Origin of the sequence: Mycobacterium sp. SMC-13 (assembly GCF_045311035.1) — a bacterium.
GTDB lineage: Bacteria > Actinomycetota > Actinomycetes > Mycobacteriales > Mycobacteriaceae > Mycobacterium.
The window spans coordinates 15,444-42,221 of the sequence record NZ_JBJIAI010000025.1; the positions used below are offsets into that span (position 1 = coordinate 15,444).

Below are 26,778 nucleotides of genomic sequence, written 5' to 3' on the forward strand. Positions count from 1 at the left end.
CCTCGGCTACTCGCACTTTTGCGCCGCTGCCGCAGGACGAACGGCAGGAGCGTTGTGCACAGTGCGCGATTCGTCCACAAGCGAGGCTCGGCTGGCTGATTGCGCCGCAAATTGTGTCGGACGACGCCTGCACGGTTGCCGCTATGGACATCGACAACCAGCCGTTCATCGGCAGCGAGGCCCTGCAAGCGGGCGCCCTCAACCGTTACGAACTGCGCCGGTATTACCGCGCGATCATGCCGAACGTGTACTTGGACAAGCGGATTGATCCGTCTTTGCAGCAACGCGCTGCCGCCGCGTGGTTGTGGTCGCAGCGTGAAGCGGTGATCGCGGGCTCGACTGCATCAAGCCTGCTGGGCGCGAAGTGGATTCCGGACGACGCCGCGATCGAGCTGATCTGGCCGAATGCCCGATCGCCGCGCGGAGTCGTCACTCGCGACGACCTGATTTTTGCCGATGAGGTCCACGCCGTCGACGGATTGCCGGTCACCACCCCGGCACGTGCGGCATTCGACCTCGGACGCCGCGGGCGGCTCAATGATGCCGTCGCGCGGCTCGACGCGCTCTGCGTGGCAACGGGATTCGTCACCGACGAAGTCTTGGCGCTGGCCGGCGAACATCGACACTGCCGGGGGCTTCGTCAACTGGAACGAGCCTTGGACCTCTGCGACCCGGGCGGGCAATCTCCCCAGGAAACAAGGATCCGACTGATGCTGATCGCCGAGGATTTCCCACGGCCACAGACGCAGATTCCTGTCCCCGGGCCCGATGGCAGTCCCAAGTACTTCCTCGATATGGGGTGGGAGGACCTGATGCTCGCGGTGGAATACGACGGGGAACAGCATGCAGATCAGCTCGGCTATGACATCGTGCGCAGTGAGTACATCGCCGGAATCGGGTGGACGGTTGTTCGGGTCGCGGCGGGCCACCGGAAGCCCGACGTGTTGGCACGAGTGAACCGCGCCTGGGACCTTGCGGTGCGCCGGCGACATCCCGCGGCATTCAGCCTGCGGTGAGGGCCTACGCCACTTGCGACTTTGCGCCGCTGCCGCAGAGTCAACGGTGGGGCTGGTTGACCCTGCGGTGAGGGTCCACGCTTCTCGCGACTTTGCGCCGCTGGCGCAGGGTCAACGGTGGGACTGGTTGAGTCTGCGCTGAGGGCCCGCGCTTCTCGCGACTTTGCGCCGCTGCCGCAGAGTCAACGGTGGGGCTGGTTGACCCTGCGGTGAGGGTCTACGCCACTTGCGACTTTGCGCCGCTACCGCAGAGTCAACGGTGGTGACGTTGAGTCTGCGGTGAGGGTCTACGCCACTTGGGCGGTTTCAAGAGATCGATGCAACAGTTGGCGGGTTCGACAGTAGTGCCTCGAGTGCTTCTGCTGGTGTGCGCCAGTTCAGGGTTTGGCGGGGGCGGCCGTTGAGTTCAGCGGCGACGTTGTCGAGGATTCCGGGGCCGTGCAGTGAGAGGTCGGTGCCTTTGGGAAAGTACTGGCGCAGAAGTCCGTTGGTGTTCTCGTTGGTGCCACGCTGCCAGGGCGAATGCGGGTCGCAGAAATAGATCTTCAACCCGGTGGCCTCAGCGATCTGGGCGTGGTTGGCCATCTCCATGCCCTGATCCCAGGTCAACGCCCGACACAGATGTTCGGGCAGCTCAGCCATTTTGGCGATGATGGCTTCCTGCACGGCGAGTGCGCCGTGCCCATTGGGCAGGTGCAGCAGCATCACAAAGCGGGTGGTGCGCTCGACCAGGGTGCCGATCGCCGACCCCGACGCGACGGTGCCGATGATCAGGTCGCCTTCCCAGCTGCCCGGGACCGCGCGGTCGGCGAACTCGGCGGGACGGTCGCTGATCATGACCTTGTCCGGGATCCGGCCGCGGCGTTCCTCGCTGTTGCGCTGGGAACGTCGCATCGCTCGTCCGGTGCGCAGACACTGGGCCAACTCTCGGCGCAGCGAGCCTCGTCCTTGCACGTAAAGGGCCTGGTAGATGGCCTCGTGTGACACCCACATCTCCGGATCGTCGGGAAAATCCTCGCGCAGCCGGCGAGCGATCTGCCACGGGCTGTGCCGCAGCTGCAACCGAGTCTGCACCTGCTCGCGCAGCCTGTCATCGAGGGCCAACCGGCGTGGCTTGGGGCGTCGGGCGGACTCGGCGCTGCGGTCATGAGCACTCATAGCCCGGTAGGTCACCGTGGCGCTGCGGCCGCTTTGACGGGCCCCGAACGCGTGCTTGCGCCGGTATCCCGATTTGCATCCGGTGTAGCGGTTACGCAGCTCGCTGTTGTTGTCGATCTCGCGTTTGATCGTCGACGGTGCCCGGCCCAGACGTCCCCCGATGGACCGAATCGACTCCCCGGCATGCACCCCGGCCTGGATCTCGATGCGTTCCTCGAGGGTCAGGCGGGGCCGGGACCCTGATGTCTTCGGCTGATGTGCACGCGGTTTCACTCCGCCAGCATCACGGAACCACCGCTGCCCCGTCGTGGCCGACACCCCTGCAGCCTGCCCGGCATCACCAGCAGTTATGCCCTGCCGGATGAACGCCCAAAACGCCGGCATCCGCGACCGCAACACAAGCTTGGAACCCACAACACTCCTCAGTCAGAAAAGGGGTGTTGCATCGATCCCTTGAAACCGCCTTGCAACTTTGCGCCGCTACCGCAGAGTCAACGGTGGGGCTGGTTGACCCTGCGGTGAGGGCCTACGCCACTTGCGACTTTGCGCCGCCCGCGCAGAGCCAACCCCAGAAACACGTTGACCCTGTACCTGGGGCGCATTCCACTCGAACAAATGCGCCCTGAGTACAGACGGTATGGGGGACTGGGGCCTCGCTCGCATGTGAACGTGGGTTACCGACAGGGTGGTCCTGGTCGGCAGAGCCACAACCATGTGGGAGGCCCCAGTGTTACGTCAGCGTACGAGTGTTGGTTTGGATGTGCACGCACGATCGGTGTTCGGGTGTGGATTCGATAGCGAGACCGGTGAGTTGTGTGAGCGGCGGTTGACCCCTGATCCCGGGGAGGTCGCCGCCTGGATAGCTTCGTTGCCGGGCCCGGTGAAGGTGGTGTACGAGGCCGGCCCGACCGGGTATGCCCTGGCCCGGTTTCTTCTCGCGGCCGGCGTGGAGTGTGTGGTCGCGGCACCGTCAAAGTTGGTGCGCCCCAGCGGGGATCGGGTCAAAACCGATGCCCGTGATGCCCGTCATCTGGCCCGGTTGCTGCATCTGGGCGAGATTGTCGAGGTGACGGTCCCGAGCCTGGGTCAGGAAGCGGCCCGGGATCTGGTGCGGGCCCGCGATGACTGTCGTGGGGATTTGATGGCCGCCCAGCACCGGTTGACGCACCTGTTGCTGCGCCGCGGCATCGTCTATTACGGCGGACACCCGTGGACCGGTGACCACCGGATATGGCTTCGGCAACAGCACTTCGATCGTCCGGCGCTGCAGACCACCTTCGATGAGGCGTTCGACGCGGTGCTGGTGGCCGCCGCCCGCCGGGACCGCTTCGATGACGCGATCGCGGCGATGGCCGCCGATTGTGAGTTCACCCCGGTGATCACCCGGCTCGGATGCCTGCGGGGCATCTCCACGCTGACCGCATTCGGGATGGCCACCGAGATCGGGGACTGGCACCGCTTGACGGGCCGGTCGATCGGCAACTACCTGGGCCTGGTGCCCACCGAATACTCCTCAGGCGCCAGCCGCAGCCAGGGCGGGATCACCCGCACCGGCAACACCCATGTGCGCCGGCTGCTGATCGAGGCGGCCTGGCAGCACCGCAAGCCCTACCGGCCCGGGGTGACGTTGCGTCGGCGCTGGGATGCGGCCAGCCCGGCGGCGCGGGCGCGGGGCCACGAAGGCAACCAGCGGTTGCACAAGCGGTGGATGGGCTTCGATCAGCGTAAGAAGCGGCCGGTGATCGCCAACGCAGCGGTGGCCCGGGAGCTGGCCGCCTGGTGCTGGTCGCTGGCGGTGCTCGACTAAAGCCCATCGCCGGATAACACGTCCAGCACGCACCCGATCATGGTGCACGGCACGCGAAAGACACCAGTGACACGCGATGACCCTGTTGAGCCAATCATATTGCTGCGCAACATGATTGCTATGCAATTGTGGTTGACGCTCGTACTTTTCAGACTTGCGTCCACTTCTGCCGAAAGTCCCGTCCTGCGGTAACCAACCCGCGCATATGAGACTTGACCCCCTCGCGTCGACCCACACCATCGACACGCCGCACCAACCGAACGGGTGCGTGCTGGCAACAACGAAGCGGCGGCCCTAACGACGGTTACGGCCGCCGCTTCGCCCTGCCACTTGACAGGGTTACCCCCATATGAGGGTCAACGCATAGCGGCGGGACGCCGCTTCAGAGACTGCTCCAGAGACTTACGAAAGCCGCTCGATGATCATGGCCATACCCTGGCCTCCACCGACACACATGGTCTCGATGCCGAACTGCTTGTCGTGGGTCTGCAGGTTGTTGATCAGCGTCGCGGTGATGCGGGCGCCGGTCATACCGAACGGGTGGCCGAGGGCGATGGCGCCACCGGACACGTTCAGGCGGTCCTCGTCCATGCCCAGGGCACGGGCCGAGCCCAGCACCTGCACGGCGAAGGCCTCGTTGATCTCGTAGAGGTCGACGTCACCGATGGCCATGTTGGCGCGGCCGAGGGCCTGCTTGACGGCCTCGATCGGGCCCAGGCCCATGATCTCCGGCGACAGACCCGACACACCGGTCGAGACGATGCGCGCGAGCGGGGTCAGGCCGAGGGCCTTGGCCTTCTCGTCGCTCATGATCACGAGGGCGGCAGCGCCGTCGTTCAGCGGGCAGGCGTTACCGGCGGTGATGGTGCCGTTCGGGCGGAACACCGGCTGCAGCTGGCTGATCTTCTCGTAGGTGGTGCCGGCGCGCGGGCCGTCATCCTTGGAGACGATGGTGCCGTCGGGCAGGGTGACGGGGACGATCTCGCGCTCGAAGAAGCCGGCGTTGATGGCTTCCTCGGCCTTGTTCTGCGAGCGGACGCCCCAGTGGTCCTGGTCCTCACGGCTGATGCCGGTGTGCAGGACGACGTTCTCGGCGGTCTGGCCCATGGCGATGTAGACGTCGGGCAGGACGCCGTCCTCGCGGGGGTCGTGCCACTCGGTGGCGCCTTCGGCCTGCTTCAGGGTGCGGGCCTGGGCCTCGTCGAACAGCGAGTTCTTGCTGTTCGGGGCGCCGTCGGCAGCGCCGACGCCGAAGCGGGACACGGTCTCGACACCGGCCGAGATGAACACGTCGCCCTCGCCGGCCTTGATGGCGTGGAACGCCATGCGGGTGGTCTGCAGCGACGACGAGCAGTAGCGGTTGACGGTGGTGCCCGGCATGAAGTCGTAGCCGAGCTCGACGGCCACGGCGCGGCCGATGTTGTAGGCGGCCTCACCACCGGGCTGTCCGCAACCGATCATCAGGTCGGCGACATCGCGCGGGTCGAGCGCGGGCACCTTGTCCAGCGCGGCGCGCACCATCTGGGCGGCCAGGTCGTCGGGCCGCATGGTGGCCAACGAGCCCTTGACGGCACGGCCGATGGGGGAGCGGGCGGTGGAGACGATGACGGCTTCGGGCATGACGGGCTCCTAAGGATCCAAAAATAGCTTCCTGGCGAATTTATCCCGTGACAGGAGCGACGATCGGCGCGGGTACGCCTGTCGTGCGCCGCCACAGGCGCGCCATGCCGGCCAGGCGGGCCAGCAGGCTCGTCACGTCCGCGGTCCGCGAGACCAGCGCGGATGCGGGCGGAGACTCAGTTGTCCACTCGCCCAACGCTTCACAGAGGGCCGGCAGCAGCTGCTGGGCGGCCAGGGAGTACCCGGCGGCCGACGGATGGAACATGTCCGGGGAGAAGAGCACCTCGGGCGCCTTGAGGAAATCGGGCGCCAGCAGGTCCGAGAACGGTACCGGCACGCCGCCGTTCGACCGCACCTGCCCGGCCTGGGCGCGGGCCAGCCGCAGGCCCCGGTTGCGGGCGACGAAGCGCAGCGGCTGCGGAATGGCCGCGATGGCGCCGAAGTCCGGACACGTGCCGACGACGACGACGGCGCCGCTGGCGCACAGGCGCTGCACCGCGTTGCCGAGGCGGCGGGCCGACTGCCCGATGCCGTTGACGGCGGTGATGTCGTTGGCGCCGATCATGATGACCGCGGCATCGGGCGGCGGACCGGCGACGAACATGGCATCGATCTGACCGGACAGGCCCTTGGACGTGGCCCCGACGATGGCCTTGGTGGACAACCGGATTCGCTTGCCGGACTGCTGTGCCAGCCCGCGGGCGAGCAGGACGCCGGGCACCTCGTCGGCGAGGCGGCAGCCGTATCCGGTGGCGGTGGAGTCACCGAAGATCATCAGGTGCAGGTCGAACGGTACGCCGCGCTGCCATTTCTCGACGGGTCCGCCCCCGGGGCTGTAGACGCCGTCGGCGCGGGGCGGGACTTCCCATGACTTGGGGATGACCCGGCGTGCCTTGGCGGCCTGGCCGCTCAGGAGGTTTCGGGCCCCGACGTAGAACGACCCTGTCGAGGCGATGGTGGCTGCGGTCGCCAGAGCGATGGTCTTCCGGCGCGGTGCACGTCTGCCCACGGCGTTCAGTCTAGGTCGGTTGCGGAGATTCGCAGGTCGATGAACCGCGGGCGGCCCGATCACGTAGTCATATCGACTGGGGCATCAATTTGGCGACTTTGATTGTTGATCTATGTAGCGGTGGCAAGCTAAGTTACGCGGGTTGCCTATTAAGTGACATAAATAACGAAGTGCACCGGAACTACAAAGGCGTAGGAGTGGTGGCGATGACCGCACCGAGCAGGGTTGTCAGAACCCATAGTGTTGCTATAAGTGCTGCTAAGGGGCGGAAACCACGCCGCTATCCGGTCAGCGACGGCGCACCGGTAGAGATCGTCGAGGACGGTCCCAGCCTCGCCGGGCGCCTGATGTCGGTAGCCGCGACACTCGCCATCAAGTCAACTCTGACCATCGGCAGCTACGCCCCCAAGGCCCCCTGGCCGTGGGGAATGGTGGACTTCGTCGCTCGGATCATGCGGCCTGAGCCGGGCACCGTCCGCGCCACGATCGGTTTGCCGAACTGTACGGCGCACCTGGTCCGCGCCAAGGGCGTGCTGCCCGCCGACGGCCGCCGCAGCGTCATCCTCTACATGCACGGCGGGGCGTTCCTGACCTGCGGAGTGCACACCCATGGCCGCGTGGTCGGCGCGTTGTCGAAGTACGCCGACGCCCCTGTCCTGGTCGTCGACTACCGGATGATTCCGAAGCACTCGATCGGCGAGGCCCTCGAGGACTGCCACGACGCCTACCGGTGGCTGCGCCTGAAGGGCTACGAGCCGGATCAGATCGTGCTGGCCGGAGACTCGGCGGGCGGCTATCTGTCGCTCGCGCTGGCCGAGAAGCTGCAGGAGGAAGGCGAGCTGCCGGCGGCGGTGACGACGATGTCGCCGCTGTTCGAGATCGACAACGAGAGCCGGGCCCAGCACCCGAACATGAAGTCCGACGCCATGTTCCCGGCGCACGCCTTCGACGCGCTGATCGAGCTCATCGAGCACGCGGCATCGCGCCACATCGTCGACGGGAAGCCCGAAGAGGTGTACGAGCCGCTCGACCACATCGAGCCCGGCCTGCCGCGGACCCTGATCCACGTGTCCGGTTCCGAGGTGCTGCTCAACGATGCCCGCAAGGCCGCGCACATGCTGGCCGCCAGCGGCGTGCCGGTCGAGGTACACGTCTGGCCCGGCCAGATGCACGTCTTCCAACTCGCTGCCCCGCTGGTCAAGGAAGCCGACCGCTCGCTGAAGCAGATCGGCGAGTACATCCGCGAGGCAACCTGGTAATCCCGCATGCGCAACCGGGGTGCGGCCTGACAACATGTACCCATGCGCATCGCCCGGCACGTCAGTGAGCTCATCGGCAATACGCCTCTGGTCCAACTGAACTCGGTTGTTCCAGCGGGGTCGGGGGTGGTGGCCGCCAAGATCGAATACCTCAACCCCGGCGGCAGCGCCAAGGACCGCATCGCGGTCAAGATGATCGACGCCGCCGAAGAGGCCGGACTGCTCAAGCCAGGCGGGACCATCGTCGAGCCCACGTCCGGCAACACCGGCGTCGGGCTCGCCATCGTGGCGCAGCAGCGCGGCTACAAGTGCATCTTCGTCTGCCCGGACAAGGTCAGCGAAGACAAGCAGAACGTGTTGCGCGCGTACGGCGCCGACGTCGTCGTCTGCCCGACGGCCGTGGCCCCCGACCATCCCGACAGCTACTACAGCGTCTCCAACCGGCTGGTCACCGAGATCGACGGCGCCTGGAAGCCGGACCAGTACTCGAACCCGAATGGCCCGGCCAGCCACTACGAGACCACCGGCCCGGAGATCTGGGCCGACACCGACGGCAAGATCACGCATTTCGTGGCGGGCGTCGGTACCGGCGGCACGATCACCGGCACCGGCCGCTACCTCAAGGAGGTCTCGGGCGGCCGGGTGAAGATCGTCGGCGTCGACCCCGAGGGCTCGGTGTACTCCGGCGGCACCGGTCGGCCATACCTGGTCGAGGGCGTCGGTGAGGACTTCTGGCCGTCGGCCTACGACCCGAGCATCCCCGACGAGATCATCGCCGTCTCCGACGCCGACTCGTTCGACATGACCCGGCGCCTGGCGCGCGAAGAGGCCCTGCTGGTCGGCGGTTCGTGCGGCATGGCCGCGGTCGCGGCGATCAAGGTGGCCGAGCGCGAGGGCCCGGACGCCGTCGTCGTCGTCCTGCTGCCGGACGGCGGAAGAGGTTATCTGTCAAAGATTTTCAATGACGAGTGGATGTCGTCGTACGGCTTCCTGCGCAGCCGGTTGGACGGCACTCCGGAGGAGCACACCGTCGGTGACGTCTTGCGCGGCAAGTCCGGCGGGCTGCCGGATCTGGTCCACACCCACCCATCGGAGACGGTGCGTGACGCCATCAGCATCCTGCGAGAGTACGGCGTCTCGCAGATGCCGGTCGTCGGGGCCGAGCCGCCGGTGATGGCCGGTGAGGTCGCGGGCAGTGTGTCCGAACGTGAGCTGCTCTCAGCGGTTTTCGAGGGCCGGGCAAAACTGGCCGACGCGGTGGCGCAGCACATGAGCCCGCCGCTGCCGCTGATCGGCGCCGGCGAGCTGGCGTCCGCGGCGGCGAAGGAATTGCGCGAGGTCGACGCCGTGATGGTCGTCGACGACGGCAAGCCCGTCGGCGTGCTGACCCGGCACGATCTGCTCGGGTTCCTGACGCAGGGCGGCTCGCGCAAATAGCCGCGTAATTGGGGGGAGATTGACTTATCTTCTCCGGTAGGGCGAGACCGCTCGCTTCTCGCTGTTCACCTTTGGAAAGGCCGCAATGACCGAGTACCCGCCACCGCCGCCCGGGAATTTCCCGCCGCCGCCCCCGGGCAATTTCCCGCCGCCCCCGCCCGGCGGTTACCAGCCGGTCGGTGGATATCCCGGCGCCGGCGGGCCGCCGGACAACAATCTGGTGTGGGGCATCCTCGTCACCATCTTCTGCTGCCTGCCCTTCGGCATCGTATCGATCGTCAAGGCGACGCAGGTATCCGGACTGTGGGCGCAGGGCCGGCCCGATCTGGCACAGGCCGCCGCCGATGACGCCAAGAAGTGGGCCATGTGGGGCGCCATCGCCGGCGCTGTCGTGGCCGTGCTTTACATCATCTTCGTGGTTGTGCTCGGCGCGTTCTCCTTCTCGACGTCGTCCTATTCGGGATAGGTCGCACCCCAAATGCAACACCTCCAGCGGCCCAAGGCGGTTAGTCCGCTCCTTGGGCCGCTCGGTGTTGCGGCAGGCGCCGGCGTGGTGTGCTGCGCGATTTGGCTGAGCAATCCGACAGTGCCGGGTGGCCCGATGCCGGTCTGCCCCACCAAGGCGCTGCTGGGTATCGATTGCCCGGGCTGCGGCAGCATGCGAATGCTGTATTCGCTGATGCACGGCGACTTTTCGGCTGCGTTGCATTTCAACGCGGTTGGCCTGGTCGCATTGGTATTACTCGTCTGGTCCTATGGCGCCTGGACGTACGGCCGTGTTGTGGGCCGAAAAATCACCAGTTGGCAGCATCGGGGCTGGGCCGCTCCGGCCGTTTTGACGGTAATGTGCATTTGGTTTGTTATTCGCAATGTGCCGATAGCGCCGTTCATTTCGTTGTACGTGTAGTTCACGTTTGTAATCAGAAACGCCACATCCACATCGCTCGGAGGGACGAAAGATGACGGACCAACCGACGGACGGCACTCCGCCGGACGCCAATAAGCCGACGGAGTACATTCCGCAGCCACCGCCGGGTGGGTTCCCGCCGCCGCCACCTCCGGGAGGCGCTCCGACGGAATACATTCCGCAGGCACCGCAGGGTGGCTACCCGCCCCCGCCGCAGGGCGGCTACCCGCCGCCTCCGGGCGGAGGATTCCCGCCCCCGCCGCAGGGCGGCTACCCGCCTCCTCCGGGGCAAGGTGGATACGCCCCGCCGCCCCCGCCGCCGGGTGGTGCCTACCCGCCGCCCCCGCCGCCGCAGGGTGGCTTCGCGCCGCCGCCGCCAGGGGCATACCCGCCGGCCGGCTACCAGTACGGTGCGCCGGGCGGTGCCGCCCCGTTCAGCGTCGGCGACGCGCTGTCGTGGGCGTGGAACAAGTTCACCAAGAACCCGGCGCCGCTGATCGTGTCGGTGTTGGTCTACGGCCTCATCGTCGGTGTCATCGCCAGCATCGTGCAGTTCAGTGCACTGGGATTGGCTGACACTTCCGTTTCGAGCTACTCGGCGGACGACGCCGGCTTCAGCTACTCGTACAACGTCACCTCACTGGGACCGGCCAGCATCGCCATCCTGGTGCTCGGTTACCTCGTGTTGCTGGTGGTCGCGGCGGCCATCTCGTCGGCCCAGTACGTCGGCCTGCTCGGCATCGCCGACGGGCAGCCGACCACCATCGGGTCGTTCTTCAAGCCGCGCTACATCGGGCCGATGATCGTCCTGACGCTCATCGTCGGTGTGCTCGTCGGTATCGGGTACGTGTTGTGCGTTATCCCCGGTCTGATCGTCGCGCTGTTCGCGATATTCGCGCACCCGATCCTGGTTGATCGCAACCTGTCGCCGATCGATTCGCTGAAGGCCAGCATCGAGATCGTGAAAGCCAATGTCGGACAGGTGATCCTGGTCTGGCTGGTGGCCGGCTTGATCGCCGCGGCCGGCATCCTCGCCTGCGGCGTCGGTGTCCTGGTCTCCGGTCCGGTCGCCTCGCTGATGCTGGTGTACACCTACCGTCGCCTCAGCGGTGGTCAGGTCGCCCCGCTGACGCCGTAACGCCGTGGCCTGTTCGGGGGACGCCGGTCGCGGCCCCCGAACAGGCATGACGGCAGCACCCCATGAGACAGGACGACTTGAACTACACACCCTGGTGGGCCCGCGTGGTGGCCAGCCTGATCGACCGGGTCCCGCCGCTGTTCGTCATCATCGTCGGCGGCCTGGTCGAGCGCTCCCAGCGCGTGACGAAATGCCTTGCCGACCAAGCGGACTACAGCATCGGCCCGTACTGCGCCACCGGGAACTCTGTCGCCGGTGTGCTGATCTGGCTGGCCGGACTCGTCGTCGCCGTGTTGTTCATGGTGTGGAATCACGGGTATCTGCAGGGCACCACGGGCGCCAGCCTGGGTAAGCGGGTGTTGCATTTCCAGGTGATCGACGAAAAGACGGGGGAGCCCGTCGGTTTCGGTCGCTCGGTGGTGCGGCAGCTGGCGCACGTCGTCGACGCCGTCCCGGTGTTCGCCGGTTACCTGTTCCCGCTGTGGGACGCCAAGCGGCAGACCCTGGCCGACAAGATCATGTCGACCGTCTGCGTGTCGACGCGATGATGGCGTACGCCCCGTGGTGGCGGCGGGCCGCTGCCGCGGTCATCGACCTGCTGCCTCTGCTGGTACTCACCGCGGCCGGTGCGGCACTGGTGTGGTTCACGCGAGACCGGCTGTGCGACACCGATACTTCCGCGTTCGACGGCGGCGCCCAATGCGGTGACGGCTACTCGACGCTGGGCTACGTCAGCCTGGTTGTCACCTGGGCGCTCATGGTCGGTTATCTGGTCTGGAACTTCGGCTACCGCCAGGGACGCACCGGCGCCAGCCTCGGCAAGACGGCCCTGCGCGTCCGGGTCGTCGGTCAAACCTCAGGCACGCCAATAGGTTTCGGGCGTTCACTGCTCCGGCAGGCGGTACACCTGGCCGACCTGTCGATCGTCGGCTATCTGTGGCCGCTGTGGGACGCCAAGCGACAGACGTTCGCCGACATGGTGATGGAGACCGTCTGCGTGACGCCGCCGCGCACGCGCACCCCCGTCAGCGGAACGCACTGACCCCGGTCAGCGCCTGCCCGATCACCAGCTGGTGTACCTCGGACGTGCCCTCGTAGGTCAGCACCGACTCCAGGTTGTTGGCGTGCCGGATCACCGGGTACTCCAGGGTGATGCCGTTGGCGCCCAACAGGGTTCGGCACTGCCGGGCGATCTTGATGGCCTCGCGGACGTTGTTCAGCTTGCCGACGCTGACCTGCTCGGGCTGGATCTTCCCGGCGTCCTTGAGCCGGCCGAGCTGCAGGGCGAGCAGCTGCGCCTTGCCGAGTTCGACGGCCATGTCGGCGATCTTGGCCTGCGTCAGTTGGTATTCCGCGAGCGTCTTGTCGAAAACCGTGCGCGTGCCGACGTAGTCCAGCGTCGCCTGCAGACAGTCGCGCGCCGCGCCCACCGCGCCGAACACGATGCCGAACCGCGCCTCCGACAAACAGCTCAGCGGGCCGGACAGGCCGCGCGCGCCGGGCAGCCGCGCGGACTCGGGGAGCCGGACGTCGTCGAGGCTGAATTCGGAGGTGACCGAGGCCCGCAGCGACATCTTGCGCGTCATCTCCCGGGCGCTGAAACCCGGTGTGTCCGTGGGCACCGCGAATCCCAGCACACCTTCCTCGGCGCGCGCCCACACCACCGCGACATCGGCGACCGAGGCGTTGGTGATCCACATCTTCGAGCCGTTGAGGACCCAGTCGTCGCCGTCCCGTCGGGCGGTGGTGCGCATGCCGCCGGGGTTGGAGCCGAAGTCCGGTTCGGTGAGACCGAAGCAGCCGATCAGATCGCCCGCGGCCATGCCCGGCAGCCACTGCTCGCGCTGTTCCTCGCTGCCCCAGTGATGGATCGCGAACATCGCCAGCGAGCCCTGCACCGACACCAGTGACCGGATGCCGCTGTCCACGGCCTCCAGCTCCTGGCACACCAGCCCGTAGGCCGTCGCCGTCGACCCGCTGCAGCCGTACCCGGTGAGGTGCATGCCGAGCAGGCCAAGCTTGCCCACCTCGGTGGCGATCTCGCGTACCGGAACCGAACCGTTCTCGAACCACTCGGCGATGTAGGGACGCAGCCGTTGCTCGCCGAACTGGCGCACCATGGTGCGCAATTCGATGTCCTCGGCGCTCAACAGGTCGTCGGTGCCGAGCAGATTGTCGATCGAGGCTGTCATGGTGCAGTTCTACACCGGGAGTTCGGCGTAAAGCGAGAGCAGACCCCGGCTACGCTGGTCGCTCAGGGACAGACGGGGTGGACGATGACTGAGCAGGAACAGAACCAGGGTGCGGGCGAGCCGGAGGCTTCGACCCCGGCCTACGGTATGCCGCCGCTCCCGGCCTACGGCACGGAGCCGTACCCGTCGATGCCGGCGCCCGAGCCGTTTCCGCCGCCGGTCACCGGTTTCCCGGGTCCGGGCTACCCGCCGCCGGTCGCGCCGTATCCGCCTGTGGCCCAGGGATATCCGGGTATGCCGCCGATGCCCGGCATGATGCCGATGGGTTATGCGCCGGTGCCGAAGACGAACGGCCTGGCCATCGCGTCGTTGGTCTGTTCACTGCTGGGCTTGGCGACGTGTGCGGCCACCTCGATCCTCGGGGTGATCTTCGGGCACCTCGCCAAGTCGCAGATCAAGCAGAGCGGCGAGGAGGGCGAGGGCATGGCTCTCGCGGGTTTGATCGTCGGCTACATCGGGCTGGCGCTCTTCGCGCTGATCGCAATCTTCTATTTCGGCCTGATCGCGCTCATCGTGGGCAGCAGCGGCACCACCACCTACTAGACGGGACCTGACCAATGACGAATCCATACCAGCCCGCAGACGGGTCCGGTCCGCAACAGCCGGGCGAGCCGCCGTTCAGCGGCCACGAATACCCGGGGTACCCACAGCAGCCCGGTTTCCAACAGCCTGGTTACCCGCCGCCCGGGTACCCGCAGCAGCCGGGTTACCCGCCGCCGCCGGGTTACCCGCCGCCGCCGGGCTACGGCTACGCGCCGCAGTTCGCGGCCGACCCGTCCGCGCCCTGGGGCCGTGATCCCCTGACGGGGCTGCCGTTGTCGGACAAGTCCAAGGTGACGGCCGGCCTGCTGCAGATCCTGTTGGGCACCTTCGGCGTCGGGCGATTTTATCTGGGCTACACGACCATCGGCGTGCTCCAGCTTGTCGTCTCACTGGTGACCTGCGGCATCGGCGCCATCTGGCCGCTGATCGACGGCATCATGATTCTGATGGGGAACGTTCCCGACCCCCAAGGGCGCAAGCTCCGCGACTAGGCTGGCGCCTGTGAGTGAGCAGCGCAGCCAGGCAGACCACTACCGCGCCTACGGACCGTCGACCCGGGCCATTCATGCCGGGTTCCGGCCGGACCCGCAGACCGGTGCCGTCAACACCCCCATCTACGCCAGCTCGACGTTCGCGCAGGACGGCGTGGGCGGGCTGCGCGGCGGATTCGAGTACGCCCGCACGGGCAACCCGACCCGGGCGGCGCTGGAGACACTGCTGGCCGCGGTCGAGGGCGGGCACTACGGCCGGGCGTTCAGCTCCGGCATGGCGGCCACCGACTGCGCGCTGCGCGCCGTGCTGCGTCCGGGCGACCACATCGTCATCCCCGACGACGCCTACGGCGGCACCTTCCGCCTGATCGACAAGGTCTTCACGCAGTGGGGCATCACGCACACGCCGGCGCAGCTGTCGAACCTCGACGAGGTGCGCGCGGCGATCACCTCGAAGACCCGGCTGATCTGGGTGGAGACCCCGACCAACCCGCTGTTGTCCATCGCCGACATCGCGGCCATCGTGCAGATCGGCGCCACATCGGGCGTGAAGGTGTTGGTGGACAACACCTTTGCCTCGCCGGCGCTGCAGCAGCCGCTGGCCCTCGGGGCGGACATCGTGTTGCACTCGACCACCAAGTACATCGGCGGGCACTCGGACGTCGTCGGCGGCGCGCTGGTGACCAACGACGAAGAGCTCGACGCGAAATTCGCGTTCCTGCAGAACGGCGCCGGTGCGGTGCCGGGCCCGTTCGACGCCTACCTGACCTACCGTGGTCTCAAGACGCTGCCGCTGCGCATGCAGCGGCACTGCGAAAACGCCTTGCGGGTGGCCGAATTCCTCAATGACCACAAGGCCGTCGCGACGGTGCTGTACCCGGGTCTGTCGAGTCATCCGGGCTACGAGGTGGCGGCCAAGCAGATGAGCGGTTTCGGCGGCATGGTGTCGGTGCGGTTGCGCGGCGGTGAGCAGGCCGCCCGCGAGTTGTGCTCGCGCACAGAGATTTTCATTCTCGCGGAGTCGCTCGGTGGCGTGGAGTCGCTGATCGAGCATCCCGGCGCCATGACGCACGCATCCACCGCCGGCTCGCAGTTGGAGGTGCCGAACGACTTGGTCCGGCTGTCGGTCGGCATCGAGGACGTGGCTGACCTGATCGGGGACCTGGAGCAGGCGCTGGGTTAAACCAGCGCGCCCCGCACCGCGGCGGCCGTGACGGCGAGGTTCACCTCGGCGACGCCGGTCTCGTATTCGTTGACCCAGTGGCCGCTGGCGATGTCGCCGGCGCGGGCATGCACCCACCGCCAGCCGCGGTCGTTGAGGCTCATCAGGGAACCCAGGCCGTCGACGGTGTGCAGCAGCGTGACGATGGCTGCCGTCGCCGGCGCGGGCGGTCGGCGGTCGAACAATGCCGACAGCAGCGCCGCGCGCGCCTGCCCGACGCGCGCCCGGTCCGTCAACGGCAAGGCGTAGTGCGGCCGGAACCTGTTGCCGCCCAACGGCTGCCGACGCAGCTGCCCGGCACGCTCCAGCTGGTCGATGAGACGGTCCTCGGTGCCTTTGCGCAGTTTGGACAACACGGCGGCAGGCCGCCGCGGTCGCTGGCGAAGCAGGTCCAGTGCCGGCGCGGACACCGCGTCGACGGTGCCGTCGCCGGAGAGGGCCACCAGGTGGCCGTCGGGTGCGCCGTCACCTGGCGCGGCGGGCCGAATACGGCACGCCAGCGCCAGGTCCAGCAGGACGGCACCGGACAACACCCGGTGCCGACGTGGTTGATCCAGACCCGGCTGTGCGGACGAATTGTCCAGGAGCAGCAGATACAGGTCTTCGGCGATCTGAGCCATGAATGTCAGCTGGTGGCCGGACAAGTAGGGCCGGCCGTCGCAGGTCTAGGCGTGATAGGGCTCGGCCTTGACCAGCGTGACCTTGACGGTGGCGCCGCTGGGCACCGTGTAGCTGCGCTCCTCGCCGACCTTCGCGTCGATCAGCGCGTGGCCGAGCGGCGAGTTGGGGGAGTACACCTCGAGCTTGCCGTCGGTGACGCCTTCCTGACGGGTGGCGATGAGGAACGTCTCGGTGTCGTTCTGGTCGTCGTCGTAGTAGACGGTCACGACCGAGCCGGGCAGCGCCACACCGGACTTCTTCGGTGCCTCGCCGACCTTGGCGTTGTTGAGCAGTTCCTGCAGCTGACGGATGCGGGCTTCCTGCTGGCCCTGCTCTTCGCGGGCCGCGTGGTAGCCGCCGTTCTCGCGGAGGTCGCCCTCTTCGCGGCGGTCGTTGATCTCGGCAGCGATGACCGGGCGGTTGGCGATCAGCTGATCGAGCTCAGCCTTCAGGCGCTCGAATGCTTCTTCGGTGAGCCAGGTGACCTGGGTATCGGTCATGTCTGCTGCTCTCCTGTCGTTGTAAGCGTGCGTGTATGCCCGGGCGGTGTGTCCGGGGTTGCCCCGTTGCTTGGGGCCGGCGGTGCTGCGATCGCGACGGCAGGTCCAGGTCCCCCCAGAAGGTGCCAGCAGGTGCCCGCTAATGCAGCAATACACGGCCCCAGTCGGAACCGTGTACTGAGCAAGCGTACCACTTGGGCGTCTCCAAACGGTCATGATTTCGCAGTTCGGAGTTCGCCGGACGGTTGGTCACCCGGCCGGTGTTCAGGGCGCGACGAGGTACGACGGCACGTCGGTGCCACAGCCGTAGACGTCGCCGACGACCGGCGGTTTTGTGGACTTCACGACGGCCGTCACCTGGACCGTCTTGGCCTCTGCCGGCACGACGAGAATCTCGCGCCGCCCGGTTTCGCTGCCGTCGAGCGCCCTCGCCCGCACGATGCACACCGCCGGTTGGGCCGGGTCCTCGCGCGTGACCGAGATGGTCACCGCAACGGTTTCGTTGTCGATGAGTTTGTACGTGCTCAACTCACCCTTGACGGGGGACGTCCCCAGACGCTGGAAACCGACGAACGCGAGCGCCACACCAGCGACGACGATGAGGAGCGTGAGGCCGATCGCGATGCGGCGACGGGTCAGCCTGGACATGCGCTGGCGCCCGTAGCGGGCGGTCGGACGCTCGATCATGGCTACTTTGGGTGCCCCATCGGTCGGTTCGGAATGCTTGGACTGGAACTATAGGACCCAGCGACATGGTTGGACTGCAGCGAGTTGTCCCACCGAGTAGAGACAGTAGGTAAGGCACACGTGAGCGAACTGCGGTTGATGGCGGTGCACGCGCACCCCGACGACGAGTCGAGCAAGGGTGCGGCCACCATGGCCAAGTACGCGGCCAACGGCGCCCGGGTCATGGTCGTGACCCTGACCGGCGGCGAGCGCGGCGACATCCTGAATCCGGCGATGGACCTGCCCGAGGTGCACGGCCGCATCCATGAGGTCCGCCGTGACGAGATGGCCAGGGCCGCCGAGATCCTCGGCGTCGAGCACCACTGGCTGGGGTTCGTCGACTCCGGGCTGCCCGAGGGTGACCCGCTGCCGCCGCTGCCCGACGGCTGCTTCGCGGTGGTGCCGATCGAAGAGCCCGTCCGCCGGCTGGTGCGGGTGATCCGCGAGTTCCGGCCGCACGTGATCACCACGTACGACGAGAACGGCGGCTACCCGCACCCCGACCACATCCGCACTCACCAGGTGTCGATGGCGGCCTACGAAGCGGCCGCCGACCATGTGCAGTTCCCCGAAGAGGGCGAGCCCTGGAGCATCGCGAAGCTGTACTACGGCCACGGTTTCCTGCGCCGGCGCATGCAGCTGCTGCAGGACGAGTTCGCCAAGCACGGCGAGGTCGGGCCGTTCGAGAAGTGGCTGCAGCACTGGGACCCCGAGCACGATCCCTTCGCCAACCGGGTGACGACCCGCATCGAGTGTGCCGACTTCTTCGAGCAGCGGGACCGCGCGCTGCTGGCGCATGCCACGCAGATCGACCCGAACGGTGACTTCTTCCGCGCGCCCATCGAATGGCAGCAGCGGCTGTGGCCGACCGAGGAGTACGAATTGGCCCGATCCAGGGTTCCGGTGACGTTGCCCGAGACCGATCTGTTCACGGGAGTATCGCTGTGATTTCTGTTCCGCTCACCATCCTGCTGGCCGAAGGTCCGCGCCAGACGGGGCCCGACTTCGGCAAGGCCAGCCCGGCCGGGCTGGTGATCACGCTGATCCTGTTGATCGCCGTGGTGGCCCTGGTCTGGTCGATGAACCGGCACCTGCGCAAGCTGCCCGAATCCTTCGACCCCGCGCATCCCGAACCGGATCAGGCGGTCGACGACGGCACCGTCGGCGGCGTGCCGCACGAGGCGCCGACGGGTGACGCCGGCCCCGACGGCACTACAAAGCCAGAAACCGGGTAAGACTCCAGGTATGGCCAACACGCTCGGCTCCGCCACCAGCCCCTACCTCCGCCAGCACGCCGACAACCCGGTGCACTGGCAGCAGTGGACGCCGGAGGCCCTGGCCGAGGCCGCGGCCCGCGACGTGCCGATCCTGCTGTCCATCGGCTATGCCGCCTGCCACTGGTGCCATGTGATGGCGCACCAGTCCTTCGAGGACCACGACGTGGCTGCGGTGACGAACGAGAACTTCGTGTGCATCAAGGTCGACCGGGAGGAACGTCCCGACCTCGACGCCATCTACATGAACGCCACGGTCGCGATGACGGGCCAGGGCGGCTGGCCCATGACGTGCTTCCTGACGCCCGACGGCCGGCCCTTCTTCTGCGGCACGTACTACCCGAAAGACAGCTTCCTGCAGCTGCTTTCGGCGGTGACCGACACCTGGCAGAACCGGCGGGACGAGGTCGAGCAGGCATCCGACCAGATCGCCACGGAGCTGCGCAAGATGTCGTCCGCGCTGCCCTCAGGTGGCCCGGTCCCGTCACCCGAGCTGTGTGACCACGCCGTCGCCGCGGTGCTGCGCGACGAGGACCATGCCCGCGGTGGCTTCGGCCGGGCGCCGAAGTTCCCGCCGTCGGCATTGCTGGAAGCCCTGCTGCGGCACCATGAACGCACCGGTTCGGGCCTCGACGCCGTGGAACGCACAGGTGCCGCGATGGCGCGCGGCGGCATCTACGACCAACTGGCGGGCGGCTTCGCCCGGTACAGCGTCGACGCGTCGTGGGTGGTGCCGCACTTCGAAAAGATGTTGTACGACAACGGATTGCTGTTGCGGGTGTACGCCCACTGGGCACGGTTGACCGGAAACCCGTTGGCCCGCAAGGTGGCCGACGAGACGGCGCGGTTCATCATCGACGACCTCGGCGACGGCGGCATGTTCGTCTCGTCGCTGGACGCCGACACCGCCGGGCACGAGGGCCTGACATACGTGTGGACGCCGGCGGAGCTGGTGTCGGTGCTGGGCAACGACGACGGGCTTTGGGCCGCTGCGCTTTTCGAAGTCACCGAGGCCGGCACGTTCGAGCACGGCAGCTCGGTGCTGCAGCTGCTGACCGACCCCGACGACGCCGCCCGCTTCGAGCAGGTTCGCGCGAAGTTGATGGCAGCCAGGGCGCTGCGGCCGCAGCCGGGACGCGACGACAAGATCGTCACCGCCTGGAACGGCTTCGCCATCACGGCGCTCGCGGAGGCGTCCGTCGCACTCGGCAAGCCCGAATTCCTCGCTGCCGCAACGGGTTGCGCCCGCCGGCTGCTGGATCTGCATCTGGTCGACGGCCGGCTGCGCCGGGCCAGCCTCGGCGGCGTCGTCGGCGACAGCGTCGGGATCCTGGAGGACTACGCGGCGCTCGCGACGGGCCTGCTGACGCTGCATCAGGTGACCGGCGATGACAGCTGGCTGACGGCCGCGCACGGTCTGCTCGACACCGCGCTGACGCACTTCGCCGACCCGGACCGCGGTGGCCGCTGGTTCGACACCGCGGATGACGCCGAGGCCCTGCTGGTGCGCCCCGCCGACCCGGTCGACGGGGCGACGCCGTCGGGTGCGTCGTTGGTCGCCGAGGCGCTGCTGACGTTCGCGCACCTGGCCGCCGAACCCGAGCGGTACCTCGATGCGGCCGCCGCCACACTGGCGTCGGCAACCCCCATCCTGGCCCGCTCGCCACGCGGCGGTGGCCACTGGCTGGCGGTCACGGAAGCGGCCGTCCGCGGCCCCATTCAGATCGCGGTGGCCTGCACCGGTCCGGACTCGGAATTGCTCGGTGCGGCACGCAGATTCGCGCCCGGTGGCGCCATCGTCGTCGGTGGTGCCGAGGGGTCGTCGACGCTGCTCGACGGACGTGGCCGCGTGCACGGCCAGGACGCCGCGTACGTCTGCCGTGGCCAGGCGTGTGACCTTCCGGTGACGACGGCGGGGGATCTCGGCGCTGCCCTCGGCGCGGCCGTGTAGCGTGCGGCGCATGCCCAGCGCTGAGCAGATCACCGAAAACGTCAACCGCTATCTGGACCTCGTCGACGTCGCCGACGCCGACGGGATCGCGGAGCTGTACGCCGTCGATGCCGCCATCGAGGACCCGGTCGGCGGTGAGGTGCACGTCGGCCGCCAGACGATCCACGGCTTCTACTCGAACATCGCGGGCACCAAGAACTCCCACGAACTGCACACGCTGCGGGTCTGCGGCCACGAGGCCGCGTTCTACTGGACCCTGACCGTCAACAGCGCCATGCGCATCGACATCATCAGCACCATGAACTTCGACGCCGACGCCAAGATCACCTCGATGAAGGCGTACTGGGGCCCGGCGAACGTCACCCAGCTCTGAGCGATTTGTGCACGATTTTCCGCGGTGAGTGGGTGTCGCAATTTGTGCTGCCGGGCGGGTGACCGACTTCTGACGGAATGGCATAGCGCCGCGTATTCCGTTAGGCGGTGGTGGCGTGGTGCAGTCGGGTGATGTTCAGGGCCGCAGCGGCCAGGTTCAGTTCGGCGGTGACGGCGTCGAGTCCGCGACGGGCGAAGCGGCGTAAGCCGATTCGGTCTTTGACTCGTCCGATGGTGGGTTCGACGGTCGCCGAACGTCGTTTGTAGCGCTGGGCGTTTTCTGGATCGCGCAGGGTGTGGCGCATCTTCTCCGCGGGTGACAAGCCTGCCGGGGGCGGGCCTTCGGCAGGATGGTGTACGGCGTCGTGGTGCACCTGTCGGCCTTTGCCGGGGGCGATCAGCCGTGCCGGTCCGGTGCTGGCGAGGTTGGCGTCGGTGAAGTACCCGTTGTCGGCCAACACCACCCCGATCGTCTTGCCCAGTGCTTCAACCTGGGCGGTAGCAGCGGCCAAAGACGGTGTCCAGCAATGGGTGTCGTTAGCGTCCTGGGATACGTGCAGCCCGATGATGAAGTGGTCATCAGAGCACACGATCTGACTGTTGTAGCCCTGCACCGTCCCGCCACCGGAGCCCTCGACCATGATCCGGGCCTGCGGATCGGTCAGGTTCACCAATGGCCCAACGGCTGGGCCGCGGCGGGCCTGATCGCGGTCACGCTCGCGTGCTGTGGCGCCACGCCGGTCGGCGCTCCCGCCCGCCTGTGCCGCGATGGCACCGTCGAGTGCGGCCTGGGCCTTGGTGATGGCCCGGCGGATCGCGCTGCGTTGACTGGTCGCTGCAGCGCCCCGCGCATCGGCCACCAAGGTCAGGCGCTGCTGCTCCCGAACAAGTCGGGCCTGGTGCAGCCGGACTTCGTCGATACCAGCAGGTGGCCGGCCCGGCACCGCCTCGCCGGCCTCGACCCGCCGCAGGTAGTCCTCCTGCACCTGCCGGTCAGCGGCATCAGCAGCCTGGTGGGCGGCGTCCTGCCGGGCGATTTCCGCCATGGCTTTCTTGATCGCCGCCGCCCGCCCCGCCCGCGTCCGCAACGCTGCCGGTGGCCGCCTCGGGCCGCCGGCCGCAGCCTCGGCGGCGTCCTCGGCGGCATCGACTGCAGTGGCCTCATCGAGGGCCTGCTGCGCGATCGCGCGGGCTTGTTCACGCACCCAGGCATGGGACCGGTTCGCCGATTTCGACGCGTTCGCGGCGATCTTGGTGCCATCGACGGCGATCGTGGCGACCTGCACGTGCCCGGCTTCGGCGCACAACCGCAGCACCTGCGCGAACAGGTCAACGAACACCCCGTCGTGGGCGGCGCGGAACCGGGCGATCGTGCTGTGATCAGGCGGGTCCTGGGCGCACAGCACCCGAAACGCCACATGATCACCACACAGTTGTTCGATCCGCCGCGAGGACCGCTGCCCGGTCGCGTAGGCGTAGATCATCAACGCCACCAGCATGTCCGGGTCATACCCGGCCCGCCCGACACCACCGGTGCGGCGGGCGGCATGCAGCGCCGAGGTATCCAACTCCGCGACCACATCCAACACGAACCACACCAGATGATCCTCAGGCAGCCAGTCCGCCATATTCGGCGGCAACAGAAACTCCTGGTCACGCACAACAGGGCGGTATCCTTTGGCCACCAACACATTCTGGCAAACCAGCAGGTCAAAGCGCCCAGACACGCTCAATCAAATTGCGACACCCACTGAGCGCGGAAAATCGTGCACAAATCACCCGGAAAAGACGGCGAACCACATCGCGATGTAGTGGCAGATGGCCGCCACCGCGGTGCAGGCGTGGAAGAACTCGTGGTGCCCGAACGTCCGCGGCCACGGGTTGGGCCACTTGAGCGCGTAGAGCACGCCGCCGATCGAGTACAGCGCGCCGCCGACGATCAACAGCACGACCGCCGTGACGCCCGCGCCCTCCAGGATGGGCCCGATGAACCAGGCCGCGACCCAGCCCAACAGGATGTACAGCGGCACGCCGAGCCAGCGCGGCGCCGTCGGCCACAGCATCTTGAGGGCCACGCCGGCCAGCGCCCCGCTCCAGACGATCCAGAACAACAGCCAGCCGTCGGTGCGCACCGCGAGCAGCGCGAAAGGCGTATAACTGCCGGCGATGAAGATGAAGATCATCGAGTGATCCATGCGCTTCATCCAGGTGCGCGATTTCTCCGACTTCCAGTTCACCCGGTGATAGGTGCCACTGACGGTGAACATCGCGACGATGGTGAAGGTGTAGAGCAACGTCGCCAAACCGGCGCGCGTGCCCTGCATGGCCCACGACACCGAAACCAGTGCGGCACCGGCAAAGAACGCGACCACCGCCGAATAGACGTGAATCCAGCCGCGGGCGCGCGGCTTGCCGAGGAATTCGACGACGCTTTCCACCACCACGTCGGGCAGTGAATCCGCCTGCCGGAGCACCGCGGCGGCGCGGTACGGCTTGGTCATGTTCGACGGTGCGTTAGCCGGGTCGGTGGCGGCCGGACCTGTATCGCTCGGAGCGGACAACGTTCCTCCACTAACAGCCATGGGATACCCAGGCGTCCACAGTAGTCTGGTTTCTCGTGGACATCATTCCCCCGCGTCTCAAGGAACCGGCGTACCGGCTCTATGAGCTGCGGCTGCGTCAGGAGCTTGCGCACTCGAAAGCGCAACTGCCACGCCACATTGCGGTGTTGTGCGACGGGAACCGGCGCTGGGCACGTGAGGCTGGTCACGACGACGTCAGCTACGGCTATCTCATGGGGGCGGCCAAGATCGCCGAGGTGCTGCGCTGGTGCCAGCAGGCCGGTATCGAGATGGCGACGATCTACCTGCTCTCCACCGAGAACCTGCAGCGCGACCCGCAGGAGCTGGCGCCGCTGATCGAGATCATCACCGACGTCGTCGAAGAGATCTGCGCGCCCGACAAGCACTGGACCGTGCGGACCGTCGGCGACCTGGAGCTGCTCGGCGAGGAGCCGGCCAAGCGGCTGCGCGACGCCGTGGAGTCGACGGCCGCGCGCACCGGTGCCGGGTCGTTCCACGTCAACGTCGCCGTCGGCTACGGCGGCCGGCAGGAGATCGCCGACGCCGTGCGCACCCTGCTGAGCAAGGAGCTCGCCAACGGCGCGACGGCCGAGGAACTCATCGAGGCCGTGACCGTCGACGGCATCTCCGAGAATCTCTACACCTCGGGCCAGCCCGACCCCGACCTCGTCATCCGCACGTCGGGGGAGCAGCGGCTCAGCGGATTCCTGTTGTGGCAGAGCGCCTATTCGGAGATGTGGTTCACCGACGCACACTGGCCCGCCTTCCGGCGGGTGGACTTCCTGCGCGCGCTGCGTGACTACACGCTGCGCAACCGCCGCTACGGCAAATAGCGTTCGTGCCAAACTGAAGACATGGCTGCGCTGTCGGCAGTGGTCTTCGCCCTGAGCTGGTGGCTGGGGCTGTACCTGCTCGCGCGGGATCCCCGCAAGCCCATGCTGGCGTGGACTGCGTTCGGGTTGTGCAGCTTCGCCGTGGTGGTCGCAGTCGACGCGATCCGGCTGGCCGGCGACGCTCCGACCGGCCCGCTCAGTCACATCGAGGCGTACCTGGCGGTGCTGCCCGGCATCGCCTGGCTCACCGTGCTGCTCGAGCTGTCCCGGCCCGTGGACTCGGCGCGGAGCCGGTGGGGTTTCGTGGCGGTGGCGACGGTGGCGGCCATCGCGCTGGTCGGGGCCGGGATTTCCGGGGGTGTGCACCCGCCGCTGCGGCCCGGGCACTGGGTCATGGTCGGGGCCATCGCGCTGTCGGCGTTCGGTGCGCTCGTGCTGGCGGTACGACGGCTGCGCCGTGGTGCGTCGTCGCGCAAGATCGTCCCGCCGGTGGTGGCGGCGACGTTGTTCTTCGGGCTCGGCAATGCGATCCTGCTCATTCCGCTGGGCTTGTTGCCCAGTTGGCTGGTACTGGCGTCCGCGGCCTTCGACGTGCTGCTGCTGGGCATCGCGGTGGCGTGGTGGGACGCCTTCGACGAAGGGCAGGCCCTGCGCGCGGGGATGCGCCGCTCGCTGGTCGGCAGCATGGCGGTGTCGGTGCTGTTCGGTGGCCAGGTGCTGATCGGCCTGGCGGTCACGGGCGAGCATCTGGCGCTGATGGTGTTGTTGTTCACCAGCCTCGCGGTGGCCATCGCCATCAACGTCCTGGCCGACCCGCTGTCCGGGCTGCTGGACCGGCTGGCCTTCGCGCGCGAGCCGGACCTGCGGGCCGACCGCGCCGCACTGCGTCGCACCGAAGCTGCACTGCCGCTGCGGGCTACGAACCCGCTGGACCACATCGATGACGAGACGTTCGTCCGCCTCACCCGGCGCGCACTCGGCCACTACGCCGACCTCTCCAAGCTCGTCGCCTCGCCGTTGACGACGCTGCCCGTCATCGATGACAGACTCGCCCGCCGCGGCGCACCCGACCAGCCGCTGGAGCGCGCCAACGAACTCAAGGATTTGCTGGCCGATCGCATCGCGGCGCTCAAACCCCGCGACGGCGGCGACTTCGGCACCACCGAGCAGTGGCGGCACTACAACTCGCTGTACTTCCCGTACGTCGTCGGGGTGCGGGCCTACGCGCAGAACGCCACGGCGGCCGGGCTCGACCCGGTGGCCCGGCAGGCGTGGCAATGGTTCGTCACCGAGGTGCCGCAGCGGTCGCTGCACAACTGGCAGAACGCGGCGGCCCGGGTGATCGCCGCCGACCTGCGCGGTACCCCGGTCTCTACGCTGACGTAGGCCGCAAGGGTCGCTGACCTGCGGTTGGCAGTGCCTGGCAGTAATCGGCAGCGTTTGGTGCAGACCGGGCAGCCCGGTTCGAGCAGTGTCATGGGTGTCCCCCAACCGGCACCGCAAGGAGCGACCGCCATGACCGCAATCAACCCAGGGCTCCACACCCGACCACTGTCCGACAGCTCCGATTCCCTGCTCCGTTTCGGCCTCCGCGTCGACGGCACGCTGTGCTCGCTCACCGGCCTGCTGATGGCGTTCACCGCCGATCCGCTGTCCCGGTTGTCGGGGCTGTCGGCGACGTCCGAATGGGTCATCGGCGCGGTGCTGGTCGTTTGGGGATTTGCTCTTTACGTCCTGGCCGCCGTGCCCAGGATTCGGCGCGTCGGGACCGGCGTGCTGATCGGCAATCTGATCGGCACCGTCGCGGTGCTGGGTGTGCTGGCCTCCGGAGTGCTGCCGCTGACCGCGGCGGGCAACGTCCTGGTGCTCGCGGTCATGGCCGTGGGCCTGGGCTGCGCCTGGCTGCAATACCTCGGAGTACGCCGTCTGGCGTGACTCCTTTCCCGCCGGGCGGGGGCGTCGCTGAAAGAGGTTGCAGTTGACGTCCCCGCGCCGGCCTTCCACCCCCTCCACCGAAAGGA

At 67.7% G+C, this 26,778-nt stretch carries 28 protein-coding genes; 19 read left to right on the forward strand and 9 right to left on the reverse strand.

Features of this window, described 5'->3' with window-relative positions:
* Window positions 1-149 precede the first annotated feature (149 nt).
* Window positions 150-1,016 (forward strand): endonuclease domain-containing protein, encoded by an 867-nt coding sequence (locus ACJH6I_RS26215; protein WP_234785370.1) that lies wholly within the window; start codon window positions 150-152, stop codon window positions 1,014-1,016.
* Window positions 1,017-1,322: 306 nt separating this feature from the next.
* Here the strand turns inward: ACJH6I_RS26215 and ACJH6I_RS26220 are convergent, their stop codons facing one another.
* Window positions 1,323-2,558, reverse strand: coding sequence for an IS30 family transposase (locus tag ACJH6I_RS26220; protein WP_406784786.1), 1,236 nt, complete (start codon window positions 2,556-2,558; stop codon window positions 1,323-1,325).
* 328 nt (window positions 2,559-2,886) lie between these two features.
* Between ACJH6I_RS26220 and ACJH6I_RS26225 the strand changes: the two genes are divergently transcribed.
* Entirely contained in the window at window positions 2,887-3,981 is a 1,095-nt protein-coding gene (locus tag ACJH6I_RS26225; RefSeq protein WP_138247896.1) for an IS110 family transposase, read from the forward strand.
* 402 nt (window positions 3,982-4,383) lie between these two features.
* Here the strand turns inward: ACJH6I_RS26225 and ACJH6I_RS26230 are convergent, their stop codons facing one another.
* Window positions 4,384-5,601 carry an acetyl-CoA C-acetyltransferase gene (locus tag ACJH6I_RS26230; RefSeq protein WP_061004949.1) on the reverse strand — a complete coding sequence of 406 codons (1,218 nt, stop codon included), beginning with the start codon at window positions 5,599-5,601 and terminating at the stop codon, window positions 4,384-4,386.
* A 40-nt stretch (window positions 5,602-5,641) separates the two neighbouring features.
* Window positions 5,642-6,610 (reverse strand): SGNH/GDSL hydrolase family protein, encoded by a 969-nt coding sequence (locus ACJH6I_RS26235; RefSeq protein WP_061004951.1) that lies wholly within the window; start codon window positions 6,608-6,610, stop codon window positions 5,642-5,644.
* 206 nt (window positions 6,611-6,816) lie between these two features.
* Here ACJH6I_RS26235 and ACJH6I_RS26240 point away from each other — a divergent pair, with 206 nt between their 5' ends.
* The 7 genes from ACJH6I_RS26240 to ACJH6I_RS26270 all read left to right on the forward strand — a co-directional run bounded on the left by ACJH6I_RS26240 (window position 6,817) and on the right by ACJH6I_RS26270 (window position 12,393).
* Window positions 6,817-7,869 carry an alpha/beta hydrolase gene (locus ACJH6I_RS26240; RefSeq protein WP_061004956.1) on the forward strand — a complete coding sequence of 351 codons (1,053 nt, stop codon included), beginning with the start codon at window positions 6,817-6,819 and terminating at the stop codon, window positions 7,867-7,869.
* 42 nt (window positions 7,870-7,911) lie between these two features.
* Window positions 7,912-9,306: a cystathionine beta-synthase gene (locus ACJH6I_RS26245; RefSeq protein WP_061004953.1), complete on the forward strand. Its 1,395-nt coding sequence runs from the start codon at window positions 7,912-7,914 to the stop codon at window positions 9,304-9,306.
* An 85-nt stretch (window positions 9,307-9,391) separates the two neighbouring features.
* Complete coding sequence (locus ACJH6I_RS26250; protein WP_133425507.1) at window positions 9,392-9,772, forward strand: CD225/dispanin family protein; 381 nt, start codon at window positions 9,392-9,394, stop codon at window positions 9,770-9,772.
* A gap of 12 nt (window positions 9,773-9,784) precedes the next feature.
* The gene (locus ACJH6I_RS26255; RefSeq protein ID WP_064860420.1) at window positions 9,785-10,213 is read left to right on the forward strand and encodes a DUF2752 domain-containing protein; all 429 of its coding nucleotides are present in this window, start codon (window positions 9,785-9,787) and stop codon (window positions 10,211-10,213) included.
* Window positions 10,214-10,265: 52 nt separating this feature from the next.
* A complete protein-coding gene (locus ACJH6I_RS26260) occupies window positions 10,266-11,351 on the forward strand; it encodes a hypothetical protein (RefSeq protein ID WP_212812771.1) in 1,086 nt (361 codons plus the stop codon).
* Between the two features lie 62 nt (window positions 11,352-11,413).
* Window positions 11,414-11,899, forward strand: a complete 486-nt coding sequence (locus ACJH6I_RS26265; RefSeq protein ID WP_064860354.1) for an RDD family protein — start codon at window positions 11,414-11,416, stop codon at window positions 11,897-11,899.
* Complete coding sequence (locus ACJH6I_RS26270) at window positions 11,899-12,393, forward strand: RDD family protein (protein WP_064860355.1); 495 nt, start codon at window positions 11,899-11,901, stop codon at window positions 12,391-12,393. Before ACJH6I_RS26265 ends, ACJH6I_RS26270 begins: the two co-directional genes overlap by 1 nt.
* Here the strand turns inward: ACJH6I_RS26270 and ACJH6I_RS26275 are convergent.
* Window positions 12,377-13,543: an acyl-CoA dehydrogenase family protein gene (locus ACJH6I_RS26275; protein ID WP_110767579.1), complete on the reverse strand. Its 1,167-nt coding sequence runs from the start codon at window positions 13,541-13,543 to the stop codon at window positions 12,377-12,379. The genes ACJH6I_RS26270 and ACJH6I_RS26275 overlap by 17 nt on opposite strands.
* A gap of 84 nt (window positions 13,544-13,627) precedes the next feature.
* Here ACJH6I_RS26275 and ACJH6I_RS26280 point away from each other — a divergent pair, with 84 nt between their 5' ends.
* From ACJH6I_RS26280 to ACJH6I_RS26290, 3 genes are read left to right on the forward strand one after another with little or no spacing between them, the layout of a single operon-like run.
* Window positions 13,628-14,146 carry a DUF4190 domain-containing protein gene (locus ACJH6I_RS26280; RefSeq protein ID WP_064860356.1) on the forward strand — a complete coding sequence of 173 codons (519 nt, stop codon included), beginning with the start codon at window positions 13,628-13,630 and terminating at the stop codon, window positions 14,144-14,146.
* A 14-nt stretch (window positions 14,147-14,160) separates the two neighbouring features.
* Window positions 14,161-14,637, forward strand: a complete 477-nt coding sequence (locus ACJH6I_RS26285) for a TM2 domain-containing protein (RefSeq protein ID WP_406784773.1) — start codon at window positions 14,161-14,163, stop codon at window positions 14,635-14,637.
* A gap of 10 nt (window positions 14,638-14,647) precedes the next feature.
* Window positions 14,648-15,820 carry a cystathionine gamma-synthase gene (locus ACJH6I_RS26290; protein ID WP_061001766.1) on the forward strand — a complete coding sequence of 391 codons (1,173 nt, stop codon included), beginning with the start codon at window positions 14,648-14,650 and terminating at the stop codon, window positions 15,818-15,820.
* On the opposite strand, the gene ACJH6I_RS26295 is transcribed toward ACJH6I_RS26290, so the two are convergent.
* The 3 genes from ACJH6I_RS26295 to ACJH6I_RS26305 form a co-directional block, all read right to left on the reverse strand.
* The gene (locus tag ACJH6I_RS26295; protein ID WP_135355690.1) at window positions 15,817-16,479 is read right to left on the reverse strand and encodes a GPP34 family phosphoprotein; all 663 of its coding nucleotides are present in this window, start codon (window positions 16,477-16,479) and stop codon (window positions 15,817-15,819) included. The two genes, ACJH6I_RS26290 and ACJH6I_RS26295, sit on opposite strands and share 4 nt — an antisense overlap.
* A gap of 45 nt (window positions 16,480-16,524) precedes the next feature.
* Window positions 16,525-17,019, reverse strand: coding sequence for a transcription elongation factor GreA (gene greA / locus ACJH6I_RS26300; protein ID WP_061001764.1), 495 nt, complete (start codon window positions 17,017-17,019; stop codon window positions 16,525-16,527).
* A gap of 264 nt (window positions 17,020-17,283) precedes the next feature.
* A complete protein-coding gene (locus ACJH6I_RS26305) occupies window positions 17,284-17,706 on the reverse strand; it encodes a DUF4307 domain-containing protein (RefSeq protein ID WP_020099199.1) in 423 nt (140 codons plus the stop codon).
* Window positions 17,707-17,826: 120 nt separating this feature from the next.
* On the opposite strand from ACJH6I_RS26305, the gene mca reads away from it, so the two are divergent.
* From mca to ACJH6I_RS26325, 4 genes are read left to right on the forward strand one after another with little or no spacing between them, the layout of a single operon-like run.
* Window positions 17,827-18,693: a mycothiol conjugate amidase Mca gene (gene mca, locus ACJH6I_RS26310; RefSeq protein ID WP_061001763.1), complete on the forward strand. Its 867-nt coding sequence runs from the start codon at window positions 17,827-17,829 to the stop codon at window positions 18,691-18,693.
* Complete coding sequence (locus ACJH6I_RS26315) at window positions 18,690-18,980, forward strand: hypothetical protein (protein ID WP_082762313.1); 291 nt, start codon at window positions 18,690-18,692, stop codon at window positions 18,978-18,980. Before mca ends, ACJH6I_RS26315 begins: the two co-directional genes overlap by 4 nt.
* Window positions 18,981-18,990: 10 nt before the next feature.
* Entirely contained in the window at window positions 18,991-20,970 is a 1,980-nt protein-coding gene (locus ACJH6I_RS26320; protein ID WP_061001762.1) for a thioredoxin domain-containing protein, read from the forward strand.
* A gap of 10 nt (window positions 20,971-20,980) precedes the next feature.
* A complete protein-coding gene (locus tag ACJH6I_RS26325) occupies window positions 20,981-21,343 on the forward strand; it encodes a nuclear transport factor 2 family protein (RefSeq protein WP_061001775.1) in 363 nt (120 codons plus the stop codon).
* A 100-nt stretch (window positions 21,344-21,443) separates the two neighbouring features.
* On the opposite strand, the gene ACJH6I_RS26330 is transcribed toward ACJH6I_RS26325, so the two are convergent.
* Window positions 21,444-23,027 carry a transposase gene (locus tag ACJH6I_RS26330; protein ID WP_406784774.1) on the reverse strand — a complete coding sequence of 528 codons (1,584 nt, stop codon included), beginning with the start codon at window positions 23,025-23,027 and terminating at the stop codon, window positions 21,444-21,446.
* A 90-nt stretch (window positions 23,028-23,117) separates the two neighbouring features.
* A complete protein-coding gene (locus ACJH6I_RS26335) occupies window positions 23,118-23,843 on the reverse strand; it encodes a hemolysin III family protein (RefSeq protein ID WP_061001761.1) in 726 nt (241 codons plus the stop codon).
* A 116-nt stretch (window positions 23,844-23,959) separates the two neighbouring features.
* Between ACJH6I_RS26335 and ACJH6I_RS26340 the strand changes: the two genes are divergently transcribed.
* From ACJH6I_RS26340 to ACJH6I_RS26350, 3 genes are all read left to right on the forward strand, one after another.
* Window positions 23,960-24,757, forward strand: coding sequence for a (2Z,6E)-farnesyl diphosphate synthase (locus tag ACJH6I_RS26340; RefSeq protein ID WP_061001760.1), 798 nt, complete (start codon window positions 23,960-23,962; stop codon window positions 24,755-24,757).
* 21 nt (window positions 24,758-24,778) lie between these two features.
* On the forward strand, window positions 24,779-26,143 hold the full coding sequence (locus ACJH6I_RS26345) for a hypothetical protein (protein ID WP_406784775.1): 1,365 nt from the start codon (window positions 24,779-24,781) through the stop codon (window positions 26,141-26,143).
* Between the two features lie 129 nt (window positions 26,144-26,272).
* On the forward strand, window positions 26,273-26,692 hold the full coding sequence (locus ACJH6I_RS26350) for a hypothetical protein (RefSeq protein ID WP_061001759.1): 420 nt from the start codon (window positions 26,273-26,275) through the stop codon (window positions 26,690-26,692).
* Window positions 26,693-26,778 lie beyond the last annotated feature (86 nt).

What these genes read in the sequence shown, in the direction of transcription:
- ACJH6I_RS26220 (WP_406784786.1), bottom strand. Translation starts at nt 2,558, where the DNA reads ATGCCGGCGTTTTGGGCGTTCATCCGGCAGGGCATAACTGCTGGTGAT.
- ACJH6I_RS26225 (WP_138247896.1), top strand. Translation starts at nt 2,887, where the DNA reads ATGTGGGAGGCCCCAGTGTTACGTCAGCGTACGAGTGTTGGTTTGGAT.
- ACJH6I_RS26230 (WP_061004949.1), bottom strand. Translation starts at nt 5,601, where the DNA reads ATGCCCGAAGCCGTCATCGTCTCCACCGCCCGCTCCCCCATCGGCCGT.
- ACJH6I_RS26240 (WP_061004956.1), top strand. Translation starts at nt 6,817, where the DNA reads ATGACCGCACCGAGCAGGGTTGTCAGAACCCATAGTGTTGCTATAAGT.
- ACJH6I_RS26245 (WP_061004953.1), top strand. Translation starts at nt 7,912, where the DNA reads ATGCGCATCGCCCGGCACGTCAGTGAGCTCATCGGCAATACGCCTCTG.
- ACJH6I_RS26250 (WP_133425507.1), top strand. Translation starts at nt 9,392, where the DNA reads ATGACCGAGTACCCGCCACCGCCGCCCGGGAATTTCCCGCCGCCGCCC.
- ACJH6I_RS26255 (WP_064860420.1), top strand. Translation starts at nt 9,785, where the DNA reads ATGCAACACCTCCAGCGGCCCAAGGCGGTTAGTCCGCTCCTTGGGCCG.
- ACJH6I_RS26260 (WP_212812771.1), top strand. Translation starts at nt 10,266, where the DNA reads ATGACGGACCAACCGACGGACGGCACTCCGCCGGACGCCAATAAGCCG.
- ACJH6I_RS26265 (WP_064860354.1), top strand. Translation starts at nt 11,414, where the DNA reads ATGAGACAGGACGACTTGAACTACACACCCTGGTGGGCCCGCGTGGTG.
- ACJH6I_RS26270 (WP_064860355.1), top strand. Translation starts at nt 11,899, where the DNA reads ATGGCGTACGCCCCGTGGTGGCGGCGGGCCGCTGCCGCGGTCATCGAC.
- ACJH6I_RS26275 (WP_110767579.1), bottom strand. Translation starts at nt 13,543, where the DNA reads ATGACAGCCTCGATCGACAATCTGCTCGGCACCGACGACCTGTTGAGC.
- ACJH6I_RS26280 (WP_064860356.1), top strand. Translation starts at nt 13,628, where the DNA reads ATGACTGAGCAGGAACAGAACCAGGGTGCGGGCGAGCCGGAGGCTTCG.
- ACJH6I_RS26285 (WP_406784773.1), top strand. Translation starts at nt 14,161, where the DNA reads ATGACGAATCCATACCAGCCCGCAGACGGGTCCGGTCCGCAACAGCCG.
- ACJH6I_RS26295 (WP_135355690.1), bottom strand. Translation starts at nt 16,479, where the DNA reads ATGGCTCAGATCGCCGAAGACCTGTATCTGCTGCTCCTGGACAATTCG.
- greA (WP_061001764.1), bottom strand. Translation starts at nt 17,019, where the DNA reads ATGACCGATACCCAGGTCACCTGGCTCACCGAAGAAGCATTCGAGCGC.
- ACJH6I_RS26305 (WP_020099199.1), bottom strand. Translation starts at nt 17,706, where the DNA reads ATGATCGAGCGTCCGACCGCCCGCTACGGGCGCCAGCGCATGTCCAGG.
- ACJH6I_RS26320 (WP_061001762.1), top strand. Translation starts at nt 18,991, where the DNA reads ATGGCCAACACGCTCGGCTCCGCCACCAGCCCCTACCTCCGCCAGCAC.
- ACJH6I_RS26325 (WP_061001775.1), top strand. Translation starts at nt 20,981, where the DNA reads ATGCCCAGCGCTGAGCAGATCACCGAAAACGTCAACCGCTATCTGGAC.
- ACJH6I_RS26335 (WP_061001761.1), bottom strand. Translation starts at nt 23,843, where the DNA reads ATGACCAAGCCGTACCGCGCCGCCGCGGTGCTCCGGCAGGCGGATTCA.
- ACJH6I_RS26345 (WP_406784775.1), top strand. Translation starts at nt 24,779, where the DNA reads ATGGCTGCGCTGTCGGCAGTGGTCTTCGCCCTGAGCTGGTGGCTGGGG.
- ACJH6I_RS26350 (WP_061001759.1), top strand. Translation starts at nt 26,273, where the DNA reads ATGACCGCAATCAACCCAGGGCTCCACACCCGACCACTGTCCGACAGC.